At 37.5% G+C, this 17,264-nt stretch carries 11 protein-coding genes; 6 read left to right on the forward strand and 5 right to left on the reverse strand.

What is annotated here, in order from left to right:
• Positions 1-92: 92 nt before the first annotated feature.
• Together F0919_RS00395 and F0919_RS00400 are read left to right on the forward strand one after the other, a co-directional pair.
• Positions 93-857 (forward strand): acyl-CoA desaturase, encoded by a 765-nt coding sequence (locus F0919_RS00395; RefSeq protein ID WP_150030737.1) that lies wholly within the window; start codon positions 93-95, stop codon positions 855-857.
• Between the two features lie 405 nt (positions 858-1,262).
• Entirely contained in the window at positions 1,263-2,420 is a 1,158-nt protein-coding gene (locus F0919_RS00400; RefSeq protein ID WP_150030738.1) for a zinc-dependent alcohol dehydrogenase, read from the forward strand.
• A 1,665-nt stretch (positions 2,421-4,085) separates the two neighbouring features.
• Here the strand turns inward: F0919_RS00400 and F0919_RS18690 are convergent.
• Positions 4,086-4,220, reverse strand: a complete 135-nt coding sequence (locus tag F0919_RS18690; protein WP_262713938.1) for a hypothetical protein — start codon at positions 4,218-4,220, stop codon at positions 4,086-4,088.
• 628 nt (positions 4,221-4,848) lie between these two features.
• On the opposite strand from F0919_RS18690, the gene uvrA reads away from it, so the two are divergent.
• From uvrA to F0919_RS00425, 3 genes are all read left to right on the forward strand, one after another.
• Entirely contained in the window at positions 4,849-7,362 is a 2,514-nt protein-coding gene (gene uvrA / locus F0919_RS00415) for an excinuclease ABC subunit UvrA (RefSeq protein ID WP_150030740.1), read from the forward strand.
• A 527-nt stretch (positions 7,363-7,889) separates the two neighbouring features.
• The gene (locus F0919_RS00420) at positions 7,890-8,138 is read left to right on the forward strand and encodes a hypothetical protein (protein ID WP_150030741.1); all 249 of its coding nucleotides are present in this window, start codon (positions 7,890-7,892) and stop codon (positions 8,136-8,138) included.
• Positions 8,139-8,239: 101 nt separating this feature from the next.
• On the forward strand, positions 8,240-8,473 hold the full coding sequence (locus F0919_RS00425; protein ID WP_150030742.1) for a hypothetical protein: 234 nt from the start codon (positions 8,240-8,242) through the stop codon (positions 8,471-8,473).
• A gap of 145 nt (positions 8,474-8,618) precedes the next feature.
• Here F0919_RS00425 and F0919_RS00430 read toward each other — a convergent pair whose 3' ends face one another.
• On the reverse strand, positions 8,619-9,128 hold the full coding sequence (locus F0919_RS00430; RefSeq protein WP_190277199.1) for a DUF1003 domain-containing protein: 510 nt from the start codon (positions 9,126-9,128) through the stop codon (positions 8,619-8,621).
• A gap of 496 nt (positions 9,129-9,624) precedes the next feature.
• The gene (locus tag F0919_RS00435; protein ID WP_150030744.1) at positions 9,625-10,269 is read right to left on the reverse strand and encodes a carboxypeptidase-like regulatory domain-containing protein; all 645 of its coding nucleotides are present in this window, start codon (positions 10,267-10,269) and stop codon (positions 9,625-9,627) included.
• A 647-nt stretch (positions 10,270-10,916) separates the two neighbouring features.
• Here F0919_RS00435 and F0919_RS00440 point away from each other — a divergent pair.
• Positions 10,917-13,094, forward strand: coding sequence for a T9SS type A sorting domain-containing protein (locus F0919_RS00440; protein WP_150030745.1), 2,178 nt, complete (start codon positions 10,917-10,919; stop codon positions 13,092-13,094).
• A 3,234-nt stretch (positions 13,095-16,328) separates the two neighbouring features.
• On the opposite strand, the gene F0919_RS18695 is transcribed toward F0919_RS00440, so the two are convergent.
• Complete coding sequence (locus F0919_RS18695; protein ID WP_262713939.1) at positions 16,329-16,460, reverse strand: hypothetical protein; 132 nt, start codon at positions 16,458-16,460, stop codon at positions 16,329-16,331.
• 349 nt (positions 16,461-16,809) lie between these two features.
• Positions 16,810-17,250 (reverse strand): SRPBCC family protein, encoded by a 441-nt coding sequence (locus F0919_RS00445; protein WP_150030746.1) that lies wholly within the window; start codon positions 17,248-17,250, stop codon positions 16,810-16,812.
• Positions 17,251-17,264 lie beyond the last annotated feature (14 nt).

Below are 17,264 nucleotides of genomic sequence, written 5' to 3' on the forward strand. Positions count from 1 at the left end.
TCCAGTAAAGTAATTCTTCCTGCTCCGATTTATCCCAGCGAGCTTTTATAATCAGTTTCCTGCATTCCATTTTTTATCCTAAATTTCTTATTTTGATTATTCTCATTTTTTTTGTGGGGCTGTGGTATTTTTCCCTGTTTTCACAAACATTTTTCCAGCACAGATATGCCGCACACGGCGCGTTCAAAATGAACACGTTCTGGGAACGCTTCTTTTTCCTTTTTGCCTATATTACGCAAGGCTCCTCCTATATGAGTCCGCGTGCCTATGCAATAATGCATCGTATGCATCATGCTTACACAGACACAGATAAAGATCCCCATTCACCTTCTTTTTCAAGTAATGTATTCAGCATGATGTGGCGTACAAAAACCATCTTTGAAGGAATTGAAAAAGGAACTATACCCATTGAAGCCAGGTTCACAAAAAACTTGCCGGAGTGGACGGGTTTTGAAAAATGGGCTGATTCCATATGGTCAAAACTCTTATGGGTGCTGCTCTATGTAGTCTTCTTCATTTTGTTTGCAAACAGCTTTTGGTGGTATCTGTTACTGCCTGTTATTATTCTTATGGGCCCGTTTCACGGAGTGCTAATAAACTGGTTTGCACATAAATACGGTTACCGCAACTTTGGCTTGAAGAACACTTCGCAGAACCTTATTTCAATTGATATATTTATGCTTGGTGAATCCTATCATAATAATCATCACAAACACCCTTCATCAATCAATTTCGGTAATAGATGGCATGAAATCGACCCGATATATCATGTTATCCTTTTCCTGAAACGGTTAGGTATTGTTCGGATAGCCACGCCTACTTATACTATTGTCCGTAAGGAAGATTATAACCAATAAACCAACCGGATTGATTAGTCCTCTATAAGTGACTGGACTGACAACCGTTCAGGTACGGAGCATGCAGGAAATTGAAATGAATATAGAAACAAGCTCAATTCCAGTTATATTGACTTCAATGGAAAAGGAGCTTGAAAAGCGTTACAAGCTTTGCCTAGCCGACAAATTCATTACGTTTCCTTTTGAAATTGAAACGATAATTAAAAAGGTAGGTTTTTTTTTAATTTCTGAAAACATGTTGTTATATAGTTGCTGTTTTCATTTTACATCGTGCAATTACCTTAAATCAAAAACGAAAGGATATTTTATGACTATTATTTCTTAGCCTACGTCCTAAAGATTACCTAAAAGACTCCAATAGAACAACCTTTTCCTTTGATTAGAGTTTGATATTAAACTATAAATATGAAAGCAGCCGTATTTCACAAACCTGGCGATATCACTGTCGATAATGTGCCGGATCCCAAAATTATCGATCCAAGGGATGTTATCCTTAGGGTGACTTCTACCGCAATCTGTGGTTCCGATCTACATATCCTTAGTGGCGCAGTTCCGCAAAAAGAGGATATGATTATGGGACACGAATTTATGGGTATAGTAGAAGAGATTGGCTCCGCTATTACGAACTTAAAGAAAGGTGACCGTGTTGTCGTACCCTTTCCGATAGCTTGTGGGTCATGTTTCTTTTGTACCCATGAAGCATCGCCGGCATGTGAAAATTCAAACTATAAACATTACGGGCCTAATGGCGATATGATTGATCAAAAAGGTGGAGCGCTGTTTGGCTATACTGACTTATATGGCGGTTATTCAGGTGGCCAAGCGGAGTACGTAAGAGTCCCTTATGCCGATATAAGCCCAAGGATTGTTCCGGAGAACATGTCAGACGAGCAGGTTCTATTCCTTACTGATATCTTCCCAACCGGATGGTCTGCTATCGATTGGGCACAACTAAAAGGTGGTGAAGTGGTTGCTATATTTGGCTGCGGACCTGTTGGATTGATGGCACAGAAGGCTGCCTGGATAAATGGTGCAAGCAGGGTAATAGCAATCGACCCGTTGGACTACCGTCTCGAAAAAGCAAAAGCGGTTAATAATGTTGACATTCTTAATCCACATAAGGTTGATGTAGTTGAAGCCATAAGGGAAATGACCGGAGGCCGCGGCGCAGATGTATGTGTTGATGCAGTAGGGTTTGAACCCGAAAGGTCATTAATGGATAAATTCAAAGCTACGATTAACTTTGAGAAAGGATCAATTAAAGTCCTTGAGATGTGCTTTGAAGCTGTAAGAAGAATGGGCACAGTTTCAATAATGGGTGTATATGGATCGCCTTATGATAATTTCCCCATGCACCGGATGTTTGATAAGGGCATAACGATTAAGCAGGGACAAGCTCCGGTTTTAAATTATATAGATAAGTTGATTGACATAGTGAGTAATGGCCAAGTTGTACTTGATGATATCATAACACATAAATTGCCACTGTCGGATGCAGCGCATGGCTATAAGATTTTTGATGAAAAGCAAGACGATTGCGTAAAGGTTGTACTGAAACCATAAGAGCTCTGTGTTTTTTTAAGAAAAGTTCTTGTAATTAAGATTATTGCAATAAGAAGTACGTCTTTATGGGTGGATAAGTCCCCGAACAAAACAGTCGCTTTAAAGCTAAAAAATAACAATTTGAATATAAGGCCATTATTACTTTATTGTAATAATGGCCTTATTGGTTCTCCGTCTAACATTCCTCATACAATAATGTAATAAGATGTGCTGACTTAAAGACAACTTAATCCATATCAAATTCTATATAACTCAAGCGGGAAGCAGTTGCCTGTGCCCCACTTTTGTTATTAGTTCATTAACCTGATGTTGGTCAATCAGCCATCAGAAAGAATTTCAGTGCCAGACGATAAATGCTGAATCATCCGAGGCCAGGAATTGCAATGTGAAATTTGTCGTTAGTTCTTTATTTAAAATATTATATTCAAAGCGAGTTCTGGGTAATTTTTTTTTGTTAGGACTGGGAATTAAAATATTGATTCTGGATATGTTAAATCCGACATCTTTGTTGGAAAATAAGGTGGGTTATTTTGTTTAAGTGCTTTGAATAGCACCTACAACATAGTAACTTTGTTTGAGCTCAGGTTATCAATGACATTTTTCTTGTTACATATATTTGTATAGTGCTTATTCTTGAACTCCAGCTTTTAATAGCAACACAATTCGAAAAGTTCAGCACTACAATTTCTGCAATATAACAGCGATTTGATTTTTGTAATAGCGCCAAAGCTTTCCTCATACCTAATTTCTAATATTCGAGCCCTTCTAAGCATATTCTTAGCTTATTTTAATATGTTGTTATGCCTACAATTCACCAACGGTATCATTCCGATTTTAAAGCAGAATATTCACAAGGCAGGTTGCCTATCGATGTAATCAAAAAAATACCAAGATCCACAAGACAACGGTGGAGTGAAAACGAGAAAAAGAAAATCTGGATGCCAGTCGCTGATCAACATAATGTTGTTGACGAACTTACCATCAGGATTTTGACAAAGGGGCACCTTTCAGATTTACTAACAATTGGTTAGGAGATATGAAGGACATCACGCCGGAATCGAAATCATAATATCGCTGCCCATATTTTATTTTGCCTTCAAAGTTTTTCTTGTGAATCAGCCGACCTTTTCATTTGTTGTCCTTTGTTACTATCAACAGATAAAATTGCACATTTTGTTTCATCCGCGTATGCGGGATAGTTTACCCTTATTTCATGCCTAGGTGCGTAGCGACAAGAATAAAACAGGATTAGAGAAAGTATTAAGGTTGCAACTTTATATTTCATAATAAAAGTTTCGGTGCTGCTATGTTCAATTTTATGAAAACAAAAGCAAAGATTACCTTATGTCGTAATAACCCTCAAATACCCAGGGTACTTAATTACTTGCGATTTCCTTTATGAATTGATCGATCATGTCTCATGTGAAAAATTTTATTAATGGGTATCTTTAACAAGACGCATTTAAATGCCTGATTAGCAAATTTGGTCGCTCATTATTTTGCGAAATGGTATTGGTATCGCTGCCATGATTGACTTCCGGTCTGGAGACAACATAATACCCGTACTTAGTTTATAAAGCAAAATGTTTTCAATGGCTGTTTTGATACTTATATCGCCGCTATATGTGTAAACTGTTAAAATAACATCCATGCCTTTTTTAAAGGCTATTCTGCATTTTCGGTTACAAGTTCTTCTGCAAAACCTGCAAGGTTCTGGCAAATGCTATAAGGGTTACAACCGTATAAATTCAATGCCCTGGCATTTGATATCAGCCTGTCCGTTAATACTTTATTGTCCATTGTAAAAGCTTGTATTTAAAATCAATTATTAGTAATAGTCATATTAAAGTTTATGCATGCTCACATAAAAAGACTTCGAATGAAGGTTGATAACAGGGGCCGAGATAATAAAGTTGCATCGGCTTTTAATAAAAAAAGAGAAATGACGTTAATACTTCACACAAGTTAAAACTATAGATTCCTTAACAGATTCCTTAACAGTTACTTAGCACCTGGAAATAAATTTATGACTGGCATTATAACAGCAAAAACGAATACCGACCTTCGTTAAACCATGACGTCGCATGAAAGTGGATGAAGACGAACTTACAGATGCACGCATAAAGCAAATTGTCCTAACGCAATACGGCTACAAATAATGCAGGCAGGTTCTGTTGCAAAGGATTTAAGAATCACTCATCTGGTAGAACCGTTCGGATAAAAAATTATCTATGTTAAAAATTATTTATGTTGAAATTCAATACTTAAAGTAAACAATAACCTTTTTTATATGGTCATCATTTTATTAGTGATCGATATCAATGAGCGATCGAAGCACCGAAAAATATTCGTTCCATTTGAAATATAACAAGGGAGGAGGATTATTTTTCATCCTTAAACAGTTCTAATTTTTTGGTGTTGATTTATCATGGGCAATAAACAAGAGAAAAATAAATTCAATGGTTTCGTCACCGTTCGCGGTGCAAGAGAGCATAACTTAAAAAATGTCGACCTGGATATTCCAAGAGATGCCTTCGTTGTTTTCACTGGGGTTTCCGGTTCCGGAAAATCATCCCTTGCTTTTGGAACCTTATTTGGGGAGGCACAGCGAAGGTACCTCGAATCCGTGTCCCCGTATGCGAGGCGACTATTTAACCAGATGTCAGTACCAGAGGTAGATAAAATTGATGGCCTTCCACCTGCCATCGCTTTACAACAGCAAAGGGGCACGGCCTCTACCCGCTCTTCAGTCGGCAGTGTAACCACGCTCTCGAATCTGTTGCGTATGCTTTACTCACGTGCTGGTGATTACCCACCGGGGCAAAATATCATTTACGCAGAAGCTTTCTCACCTAACACCCCAGAAGGAGCTTGTACTGAGTGCCACGGACTTGGCAAGGTTTACGAGATATCTGAAGAAAGCATGGTGCCGGATGATACCCTTACGATCAGACAAAAAGCGGTGGCAGCATGGCCATCAGCATGGCAGGGCCAGAATCAACGGGACATCTTAACTACCCTCGGCTATGATATTGATGCCCCATGGAAAGATTTACCTAAAAAAGCCCGTGACTGGATTTTATTTACTGAAGAAACACCTACAGTACCTGTTTATGCAGGATATAACCGTGAAGAGGTTCAACGTTTTATCAAAAACAAAAGACAGCCGGACTATATGGGGACTTTTACCGGAGTGCGACGTTATGTGCGTCACACCTTCGCCAATACCCAAAGCCAGTTAATGAAAAAAAGGGTATCCAAATATATGTTAAGCAGTGAATGCCCCCTCTGCCATGGAAAACGGCTAAGGCGGGAATCATTATCTGTTAAATTTGCCGGGTATGACATCGCGGATATTGCCCGCATTCCTTTAGCCCTCCTTCAAACAGTTTTCGAACCTTTTGCTACACTTGTTCCTAATGCAGATCATCCGGAAAAAGCCATCGTTACCCAAAGGATTGCGGCCGACTTCCTGGGAAGGTTGAATGTAGCGCTGGATCTCGGACTGGGCTATCTTACTTTAGAACGCAGCACGCCTACGCTATCACCAGGTGAGCTGCAGCGCTTACGGCTGGCAACCCAGGTACACTCTAATCTTTTTGGTGTCGTCTACGTACTGGATGAGCCGTCTGCAGGGCTGCATCCAGCGGATACTGCAGCATTGCTCAGGACGATGGATAAATTAAAAGCATCAGGTAATTCGCTATTCATCGTTGAACATGAAATAGATGTGATCCGTCATGCAGATTGGATCGTGGACGTAGGGCCAGCTGCCGGTGAAAAAGGTGGGCATGTGCTATATAGCGGGTTACCCGATGGCTTGAAAAACGTAAAAGAATCTTTAACACGACGCTATTTATATGAACCTAAAACATATGCGGACTTGCAGCCCAGGATTTTAAAAGGAAAGCTAATTCTTGAAGGTATCATCAGGAACAACTTAAACAATCTTGATGTCGAAATTCCCTTAGGGATACTGACCACAGTGACCGGAGTTTCCGGATCAGGAAAAAGCAGTCTGGTCAGTCAGGTACTAGTGGAACTTGTAGCAGGGCAATTAGGCCTGAAAATGGATTTCAATGAGGATGATGCGAACATGCTAGAAAAAGATGACATAAAGACATTAGGTGGGCAAATCATAGGTGGTTTGCAGGGCATCAAAAGGCTTGTAGTTGTTGACCAAAAGCCAATCGGTCGTACACCGCGATCTAACCTGGCAACGTACACGGGCCTGTTCGAACATGTCCGAAAACTGTTTGCCAATACTAAAACAGCTAAGGAACGCAAATATGATGCGGGGCGTTTTAGTTTTAATGTCGTTAAAGGCCGGTGCCCGCATTGCGAGGGTGAAGGCTTTGTAATGGTCGAACTACTTTTTCTACCAAGCGTTTATACACCCTGCCCTACTTGTTCCGGTACACGTTACAACCCAAAGACTTTGGAAGTAAAATACAAGGATTTGAATATTTCTGATGTATTAAATCTCACGGTGGATGCTGCTGTTGTTTTTTTTGATGAAGCACCTCAGATCTCACGCGCGCTGGAAGTTGTCAGAGAAGTTGGTCTCGGATACTTGCGCCTTGGGCAGCCGGCTACAGAATTATCCGGAGGTGAGGCCCAGCGTATCAAACTGGCCACAGAGCTTCAGAGGGCCCAGCATGGCAATACTCTATATATCCTCGACGAACCCACTACCGGCCTTCATGCCTCTGATGTGGAAAGGCTGATGGCCCAACTGAACCACCTTGTTGACGAAGGCAATACTGTCGTTATCGTTGAACATGATATGGATGTAATTGCTCAGAGCGACTGGATAATTGATATAGGCCCCGGGGCGGGTGAGGAGGGAGGCCGTATTGTTATCCAGGGCACACCGGAAAAAATTGTCTCACATCGTAAAAGTAAAACAGCGTATTATCTCAAAAAGCACATGGGAAAATAATCTTCCACCACTGTGATAGATAGATTCTTCGGTGACATTCCAAGCTGCTAATTGACTTTAACGAATTTTCTTGTTGGCTTTGATTTCGAATCTGACCGTAATTTTCTATACGTTGATTTATCTAACAACTTCTCCATCTTTTTTCTATAAATGGAGATGATTAAAAATGTACTCTTTTTTCAATCCCTCTAGTTCAGGCTAAAGTAAATTTACTCCTTCCAGATCCCAAATGTGATGATAGCAGCAGTGAGGAATTATCACCAATTGAGTTACGAATTACTACTTTGAAATTTTGCTTTGCCATCTTGATAGTAAAAGTCAGATGATGATTAAATTGAAAGAGCTCGGTTTGTTTAGTATTGGTCGGATTATACGTACAGAAAATGTACCTTTTCGAAAAATCCTAAATTATTAGGTAAATTCTGAACCAATAATAGGAATATGTTGACGATTTTATTTTCCACATACAGTAAAAGGCATTACCCGAATAGCCATCAATATAGTAGGGGATTATTTCAATCCTTTATATGTCAAACCCAAACGAAACCCCATCATCTAGTCATGAAGAAACTGCCTTTTATAATCAAATAAACGAAGCTGGAAGTTTTTTCAACGGCACTTCTGAAAACACTGTTAAACTATTAGGAGAAAGCCTCATAAGTGAAGAATCTATGGCTGTCTTAATTGTTGTTACACCGAAAAATAGTAGTGACGCTTTATTGCGCACAGAATCAGGCTTGATTGGAATTTGCAATCACCATTCAGAGGAAAAATAAAGTAGAATTTAATTACTATTAGTCAAATACAAATAAAGCTTTAAATCGTATTAATCAATCATTAAATTTGCCTGATTCTGAATTAAAATTTATAATAAATTATGGAAATAAATTTAGTTGTTGAAAATTGTTGTGGTCAAAAAAGAATCACTGTTCGAAACCCGACACGGGGCACTGGAGGAACACTAGCTTATAAGCTGATTATTGATGATGGTAAAGGATCTATGGAAATGGATGACGAAGGCAATTGGGATTCCAGCGAAATACCATATGAAATCTGTAGGTGTATTGGTGAAAAAATAGCTGAAACAGCTAAGATTCGTGATTTGAAATAAAACAATGCCAATTGGGTTATTGTAATTTTTTAATTATTAAAAATTTACGTTTATAAATGCTTTGCCTATGATTGTAAATAATACGCTTTGCCTTAAAATTTTAAAAACCAGAACGGTACTTTTAAAATAGGCTCTACATCTATATCTAATTCAAATTCTCAGTTTTGTCCTCATCCAATTTTTTGTGGATGCGGTTTATATCCGTCGGCTCCTTCATTTTTTCCAGTTCATTATCATTTGATATTTCAACCCCAAGGTGTTGTTGTATCTCATGAAGCATATTGAGGATTTTGGTAATTTCCTCTTCAGCCCTAATGTTGACTTCAAATTCAACCTGGCTACTAATTTTATCTATACGACCTTTTCTGTTTTGATTAATAATAACAGTTACAGAAAGAACTATGGCAAATAATGAAACGGCCATTTCCAACAATGGAAATGGATAAGGATCAAATGGTTCAAGCCCCGGTAGCAGGTTAAGATTCCACAGTGCCCAAATGATAAAAAACAAAACACAAAAAATAAGGAATGAAATACTACCAAAAACATTCATGATGAACACAGTCAGCCTATCAGTTTTAGTTTCAGGGAAATTCAACGATGATTTAAGTTGCTGGTCACAAGTTTCTCTATTATTTGACGGCTTACGTTTCATGAGAGAGATTTTCATTGCAATTAATTATTTTGGATTATTTGAACCATAACTCAAATTACACCAGATGGTTGATTGCAAAATGATAAATGACCTGTTACTGCCCGCTTAAATTGCCCCTGCAGATTAGGCGGATAAGAGATTGAAAGCCTCAAACCAGCATATATCTATTATTTTCCGTATCCCTTTTTATTGTGGCCTGTTGTCGGATAACTTTTTAAAAGGAAAGATTATCAAAGGCAATCACAAGGTAATGATCAGCCAGGATATTTTTTTTAAGGTCAATGGGGTAATTTCTAAAATACCAGTGTCCAACGTCCAACATACTCAATTTTATTATTGCTCAGTGATTGGCTCATCATTCATCTTTAGAACATCAAAAACTTTGTACTAACAAAAAGCATTCACAAATTGGGGAGGCTTTATTATTATGATCTCTTGATACTAATATTGAACCGGTTAATTGAAGTGTATTAAAAACAATGACCTAATAGTATAGTTAGTCTAAACTATCTATACCAAAATCGATTGTAACTGTTGCTGCCGGGTCACTATCAGTTAAATTTACTTCCTGAAAGAAATAGCTGTGTACACCATTAATAAGGCTGTTCATGTCTTCGATCCCTTCACACGTTAACTTGGGTACAAAGACTGATTTTATACTATCAACATATGAAAAGAATCGCTTCATCATTTCTGACTTTTGCTCTGCCCAGCGATCTGCAACTTTCTGTTTTCTAGTTGTAAGCAAATCTATGCTATCGGCTTTTTGTTTATACAAATTCATACTATCTTCCAGTCCAGCGGGTACATCTTTCCAATCCGTACCGTAATAGGCTTTTAGAGGGGCGTATTTCAGCATGCGTATCCCAGTCTGCCAGGTTTGCTTTGTGTCGGCTGATACTGCTGCTATTAAATAATTTCCTGTCTTTAGGTTGTCAAATTTAAAATTACCATTTACGTCAGTCCTTACTGACTTAACAGGTTTAGAGCATCCGGGCGTTAGGAGATAAATCGTAGCACCGGCATCAGGAAAACTCTTTAAGTCATTGTCTTTATGAAACGCGTTTCCTGAGATAGTTTGAGCAAGTCCGTTGACAGACAGACAAGAAATAAGCAGCGAAAAAAGCACGTATTTTGACATGGGATTTTTAAGCCAAAAATAGATCTTTTTTGCTAATTTAAGCATTAATAACGTCGGGGATGTCAGCGATTCATTCGATTTCTAAAACCCATAAAATCCTCTTTATACTTTCATGATTGCCATTTGAGGAAGATGATATATAAGATTGTGTACCTTTTCTTGTTTTTGCTGCACGCCAAAGTGAATTTCTGATTATTGCGCAATGATCAATTCTCCCTCAAGGATATTTTCAATTCGATTTTGGTGTCATCATTCTGAGGAATAGAAATACAAGAATTTTACTCAAATTGGCGTATACAGTTAACTTCGTTTTGTAAACGTTATCAAGAAAAAATCCAACGTTATCAAGGTTGAATTTGTTCTTTATAATTTTAGCAATTCCTTTGTTAAAGAAATCCAAAACAGCTTACATTCATTTGTAGATAAGCAAAAAATTCGTATTAAAGATTTAGGATATTTCAATTACGTAGTTAATAGAACCAAAACATTCTCCTTCACTTTTTTAAATACATTTTATGAAACCGAAAGCCTTTGCAAGCCTTGCTTGCTTATTGTTTCCCTGTGTGCTAATGGCACAACATCCTTGGTTCCCGCCTGTAAGTTTTCCCAGCAATTCTACCATGTGCGACAACTCTGAATGAAAACTGGTGTTATTCGACGATTTCAACGGTACGCAGTTAGACCACAATAAATGGATTGATCATTTCAGTTCTGACGGCATGCCAGATGGCGATAACGACCTTCATTGGGCAGATGCACATATAACTGGCCAACATGCTCTTTGTTCAAGCGACAATGTCGTAGTGAGCAACGGTACCTGCAAGCTATTGGTGAAAAACGAACCTATATCCTGGCATTGTTCTACATGCCCCCTCCCCCTGCGTCCCAAGGATTCGAAATACCTCAGTAGCGGCACGATATGTACGCCATATCACCTCAAACCTGATGAACATAACAATTTTTTTAACAGCGGCCGCTTTGAAGTAAAGATGAAACAACCCAATTTCCCGCATGCGCATACCTGTGTCTGGACATGGTTTGGGAATACTACATGGACTGGCACATATTGGGGGGCTGATGAAATAGACATAACGGAATCCAATGGCAAGGGCAACAGCTCATTGTACCCGGATCTTGAGGACTATGCCACCAATATGTTCTATCGCGATATGAATTATGGACAAAATCATTACTTTTTACATGGTTGGGGCCCGCCTGCAGGGACATTGCCTAATCCATATCATATTGAAGAGGATAATCACAGGAACTATTCTCAGCCTGGCCAGCAATATTGGAACTCCCTCACACATACTTATATTGACATAACCGCCTGGCATACCTATGCCTGCGAATGGGATACGGCGTCCATTAAAATATACTACGACAATGCTTTGTTGAATACCATCTGGAAATACTATAAAAACAGAAATTTCTCAAAGTTTTGGATTGACTTGGGAGGGCTGCATTATAATAGCTATACAACCCAGGTTGGCTCGGGTTGCAATGCCACAGGTATTTACAAGATAACCTATGGCTACCCTTACAACAGTAACAGTTCGGAATGCAACTTCCGTATTATTTCTGATGCAGATATTGATTATCCCCAAACTAATACTTCTACCTTATTGGGTCAATCCGAGATAGACTATGTCAAAATATGGCAAAAGCATCCTGAAAATGACGGGCATGTAAACCAGTGCCCGGATAATAGTTATCCTCATCCTATTATTGACGGCCCAAGTGAAGTCTGCCCTATAGGATCCTATATCCTAAGTCCTTCTACTACCGGCACCTGGTCTTCATTTGATGATAACATTTTGTACCTCATTAATCAATCATCTTCAGGCTGCACAGTCTCAAAACAGGCCGGTGATCAATTCACACAAGGTTGGGTGGGGTTCAGTTACGGAAACGGCAATCCTGCTTGTCCGCTTAAGACGGTTTATAGAAGTGGCCTATATTGCCATGAAAGCACTAATTGGGATATAGTTATGCCTTACGTTTTAGACAACAATGGAAATGGCTACTTTCAGCTTATTTCGGAATTATACAATAAACGTGATATATCGGGTGGTACTACACCGGTTGTGAGTTGGAATATCGCTATTAACTCAGGCCAGGATTTTTATGATGAAAGTACTGCTCTAAACTATACTGTATATGGTCAATATGCATCCACACCATCTTTTTCAATGAAAGAAAGTGAATCTTACAATCTAAAGTGGACTATGAATGTCACTGACGCTTCAGGCACATGGTCCCGCAGCGGTGAACGTAATTCAAAAACGCCATTGATGCAACAGGAAGATGATAATCACACCTACTACCTTAATGCTTATATTGACGACAAAGATTATTATGATGAGGCTATTCATATTGGTGTTGCTGGAAGCATGGTAAGTGAAGAAGAGTTTGATGATACTTTATATATGAACGAAATGGTTGAAAAAATTAAAGCAAGCAATTTACAGCCTTACCTGATAACAGATGGTTGTGATGAATTTGTATCAAAAAAAGCAACTGGTTTTGACAAATCTGCCGAAGAAAACAGAAAGCCGCATTACAAGAGCAACACAAAAATATATCCTAACCCTGTCCAATCGGATATCACTATTATAGCTGGCTCGGGATTCAAAGACGGACAAAACGTCAACCTGAATATTTATGATCTATTAGGTCGTTGTGTGCATTCTGATATTTTGACTTATAGAAAGGGCAATATTATGAAGGCTCATATAAGCGAAATTCCACATGGTAATTATATTCTTGAATTAAAGCAAGGAAGTATTGAGGACCATGTTAAACTAACCAAAGCAAATGAATAGGAAAGGATAGATATTTTTAGCATAATAAACAGAAGATATCTCAATAAAACACATTATTGTAATTCAAATTACTTTTTAGTTTAATTCTGCAGTTTAATAAACAATTTGTGGTATTACCAAAAAGGAGACAATTTTATTTATTGTCTCCTTTTTCAATCCCGCTGGACTCACACCTTAAGTTGCAAGTGGCACCAAATCAATTTATTATGTTGGTCATTTTAACGTGGTCACCATTTGGTCACCATTTTTTTTGACTTTAAATGTATTATTTTGAAGAACTATTGGAAAACAAAAATACAAAACTAATCAATCATTTCCTTAAAATTCGTCGAAAATATTTCGCCGCTTCTGTAGGAAACAGACGGTAAATTGTCGAACTTTTTTGCTTATAGTTTATTGGAAATCGATGATTTTGTAAGTGCGCGTCGTTTGATATAAGAGAGTTAAAAAAGTATCAAATGCTGATTTAGGAAGGTTGCTATATTGGCATACCTGTATATCGATTTTCTATTTTTATTGAAGGTTTTTTATAAATTGGATTTTCTATTGAACCCCTGAATAAAAAAATATCAAAGATTGATTGTCAAGCGTTTTAAGTCCAGATAAAAATTTATAGCTGTTGTCAATGCTTTTACTTTGATTACCTTTTTTAAGTTTGATTGGATTTCTGTCTGTATAACCGTATGTGCTATCTATTGAAGTGGGCAGTTTTGAAAATTCTTTCTGACCATAGGTAACTGGTGAAGAAAAAATAAGCGCTGAAAATATTATAACATATACGCAGCCAGGGGAAATAAACTTCATATAGATTTATCGTCTTAATTTTAGGAATCGTTTTCGTTTAAGCAATAGGTAAGTTGCATGTTTTTAGCATTCCAAGATAAACATTTCAATTATGTCTGTGTTCTTATCTTTCACTTAAAAGCGACAGCAATGAAAAGGTTAATTATATCAGCATTAATCGTGGCAGTTTTGTTTTCTGCTTGCACTACAACCTCTGACTCCGGGGGCCAGCAATTAAAATCAAATGGTCAATCTTTTGATTCTTCGAATAATGTTGGAACGAATAATGATCAAATGACGCGAACACCAAGCAATGCCGGAGGACCTGTCAATGGCAATGATACGCTACAGGACTCTATAAATGCTTCGAAATGATGATAATTTCATCATCATTATAAACTTTTGTGTTGTCTAATGCTATTTCTTTTATTCAGTTTTCCCAATGAATTTTTATTTTATAGAGAAAGGTGTACTTCGGTACGCCTTTTTTGAACTTTTATTTTAATATGATGTGATTAATGCGGTTAACGGTTATCCTATATAATTGTTTAGTGAAATTGAAAAGTATGCCTCCCGGTATGCTTTTCTTTTTTAGCCGTGTTTAAACATTATAACTACCTTTAATAAATGATTGAGATGAAAAGAAAATTGCAGGGCAGGGATTATTTATTTAAAATGTGGGCAAAAGCTTAAAACACCATTAAAATTATATTCGAATCCTTTTCAAAAAGAAATGTCAGATAGGCTGATATTTGATTTACTCGCAAAGAATAGAATACTAATTAAAGAATGCAAAGCTCTAATTCAAAGGATTGACAATTTTTAATTTTCAGATTAATTTAAAATGCCATTTTCTTGTGCATTTTTTTTAGGTAATTATAAGCTATAAGAATTTAAGCCGGCCCAAGAATGAGCCGGCATTAACCGCGTCATAATAATTATGACTTACATACTACATAACGAACTCCATTTTGTTTATTTCCATTTACCAAATCACTAATTGCTTTGTGGAAATTAATAATTTATAAAAATAATTATTCAAAACTTAATCTTATCTTCACCTTCTGTTATTTATTCAGGGTTGAGCTATTTCTTTGAATCTTCTAGCGGATTACCTAATCCATCAAAGAAAATGAATAGTAAAAGCAAAATCACTGGGGAACCTTTTTCGGAAGAAACAAACAATTCCTATCTATTTATAAAAACTGGAATTCGTTATGAAAAATTGAATATTGCAGACTTAAAGTTTGTTAAGACAGAGGGGAAATACATTGGTCTCATTTTTAAGGATGGAAAACGATTACTCAGGATTTCATTGGTTAATTTCCTAAAAGAAAATATTCAAATTAAGTTGGTAAGAATCCATATTCTAAATCGAATTATCATCAATGTAACATCCTATGCAATTCAACATATCATCTCCATGCATTGTGACACTATCTCCGGATACCCACATGTGATTGCCATTCTTTCGCACCGAGAACGTGTTTTCCCCAATATTAACTGAGTAGTTTTTGTAAATACTGTTATCTCCTGGCATCCTTTTTACACTAAACGCATTGATTGAACTTTCGGAAATCATACCAGGTAAATTATTATTTTCCATTTTAATGTATTTTACAATGTAAGACAAGGTAGTTATAATTAAAATACAACTTCTATTATTTAACTGTTATTAACATGCCGATTGGAAGAGAGAATAATTAAAGCACACTTAATGGGAGTTAGGTGTGCTTTAATCTGGGTCAATATCAATCGTTAGGTGGATATGTGCGAAATTTTAGTGATGCTGAATTTGTAATACGGCATTTAAATGAACCAATTATCAGCAGCATGGAGAAGGTGGATATTTCTGAGCCATTTGGGCCCTTTAATTACCTGCTGCGATAAAATGAAGGATATAGTTGAGCTATAGATTACACAGATAAAATGAAAGATATGCAGGTGGACTTAAAACATAGCGTTAAATCTGCATTATCGGCTGATAAAAATGGGAAGGCCAGTCCGTAGGAATAAAATAATAAATACTTTTCATTATTGGAAACCAAGCTTTTTTTCAAATGCAAAAGATGAACCAGACTTAAAACCACCCTGGGATATGGCATATCAAACCTTTATAACATTGATACAGCATTTAAGAATGGAACTATTGAAGAAAAAAGGCGTATTGTTGGTTCGATGTTCCCCGAAAAAGTGACATTTTACAGAACAAGACATCGAACACCATAATAAATGAAGCTGTAAGGATTATCTGCCTTATAGGCAGTTGGTTAGAAGGAAAAAAAAGGGACAAGTTTAGATTTCTCTAACTTGTCCCAAAACGTGAACCCCTTGGTACAAAACTCGAACCATTTTATAGAAGATTTGAAATTGTTAGCGGGAATCAAATCAAACCATAATCTACATTTGCAATAATTTTTTCTGTCGGATGATTTCTAATAAATTTAACGTTCAAGATTGTTCTCCGACTTTTGTAACACGGTCATTTTCCTTGTCCAAATAACCTACACTGCCAGGATCAGGGAGTGTGGTAATTTCAAAAGTTGCACCTATCATTGTCGCCTGTTGACAGTATGATAGCATGGCAGGTAAACAATGGCTTATATAGTGCAACTGATACGACAGGTGTTTTAACTTTATCTGCTAACATGGTATACAAAAACAACCTTGATTCAATAAATGTTGCAATATTCACCTGTGGCGGCCCGGGCCATCCTTGTCCCACAAAAGCCTGAGCTATTGGCAATGTGATGAAGGGTCAGTTCCCAAATCTCAGACACATTTGATTGCTGCATACAGGTCAAAGAAAAAGAAGAAAAATAAAAATGGCATTCGGATCAGACTTGGAAAATTAAGGTGTTAACAAAGGTAGCAGCCACGCACCAAAGCTTATAAGGTACATTAATATAATGTACCTTATTGTTTTAAGATGTCAGTATTTATCCTTCAATGCTTCTACCAGCCTGTCCTGAATATATTGTGTCCATGCCGGGGCACAGTCATTATAACATTGGAACTCCGGAACCAATCCTTTGTGGATAAACGTGATCTTTGTTTTGTCGTTTTCCGGGGCAATCTCAAAGCTGATCTGAGTGCCTTCCCATTCATCGGTTTTCTCCACAAAGTTGAGATCAGCTTCCGTAACCTGCCAAGTCATTTTCTGGTCGGGAATAAGTTCTACTAATTTTTGTTTGTTGTAATGGGCTCCATTACCCGCGCGGAAACTAAACTCATCGCCTACCTTTTCCGAATTGCCTTCAAAAAATTCATTATGCAGACCGGACCACCAGGAACGGACATCTAAAATGGTTTTGTAAGCCTGTTGCGGTGTCTGGTCCACCAGAATGGTGGTTGTAAAATCATTGTTTTTCATTTTATTAACGAGTT

It is taken from the genome of Taibaiella lutea (genome assembly GCF_008629695.1).
Taxonomy (GTDB): Bacteria; Bacteroidota; Bacteroidia; order Chitinophagales; family Chitinophagaceae; genus Taibaiella; species Taibaiella lutea.

What these genes read in the sequence shown, in the direction of transcription:
- F0919_RS18695 (WP_262713939.1), bottom strand. Translation starts at nt 16,460, where the DNA reads ATGCTATCATACTGTCAACAGGCGACAATGATAGGTGCAACTTTTGAA.
- F0919_RS00400 (WP_150030738.1), top strand. Translation starts at nt 1,263, where the DNA reads ATGAAAGCAGCCGTATTTCACAAACCTGGCGATATCACTGTCGATAAT.
- uvrA (WP_150030740.1), top strand. Translation starts at nt 4,849, where the DNA reads ATGGGCAATAAACAAGAGAAAAATAAATTCAATGGTTTCGTCACCGTT.
- F0919_RS00435 (WP_150030744.1), bottom strand. Translation starts at nt 10,269, where the DNA reads ATGTCAAAATACGTGCTTTTTTCGCTGCTTATTTCTTGTCTGTCTGTC.
- F0919_RS00445 (WP_150030746.1), bottom strand. Translation starts at nt 17,250, where the DNA reads ATGAAAAACAATGATTTTACAACCACCATTCTGGTGGACCAGACACCG.
- F0919_RS00425 (WP_150030742.1), top strand. Translation starts at nt 8,240, where the DNA reads ATGGAAATAAATTTAGTTGTTGAAAATTGTTGTGGTCAAAAAAGAATC.
- F0919_RS00430 (WP_190277199.1), bottom strand. Translation starts at nt 9,128, where the DNA reads ATGAAACGTAAGCCGTCAAATAATAGAGAAACTTGTGACCAGCAACTT.
- F0919_RS18690 (WP_262713938.1), bottom strand. Translation starts at nt 4,220, where the DNA reads ATGGACAATAAAGTATTAACGGACAGGCTGATATCAAATGCCAGGGCA.
- F0919_RS00420 (WP_150030741.1), top strand. Translation starts at nt 7,890, where the DNA reads ATGTCAAACCCAAACGAAACCCCATCATCTAGTCATGAAGAAACTGCC.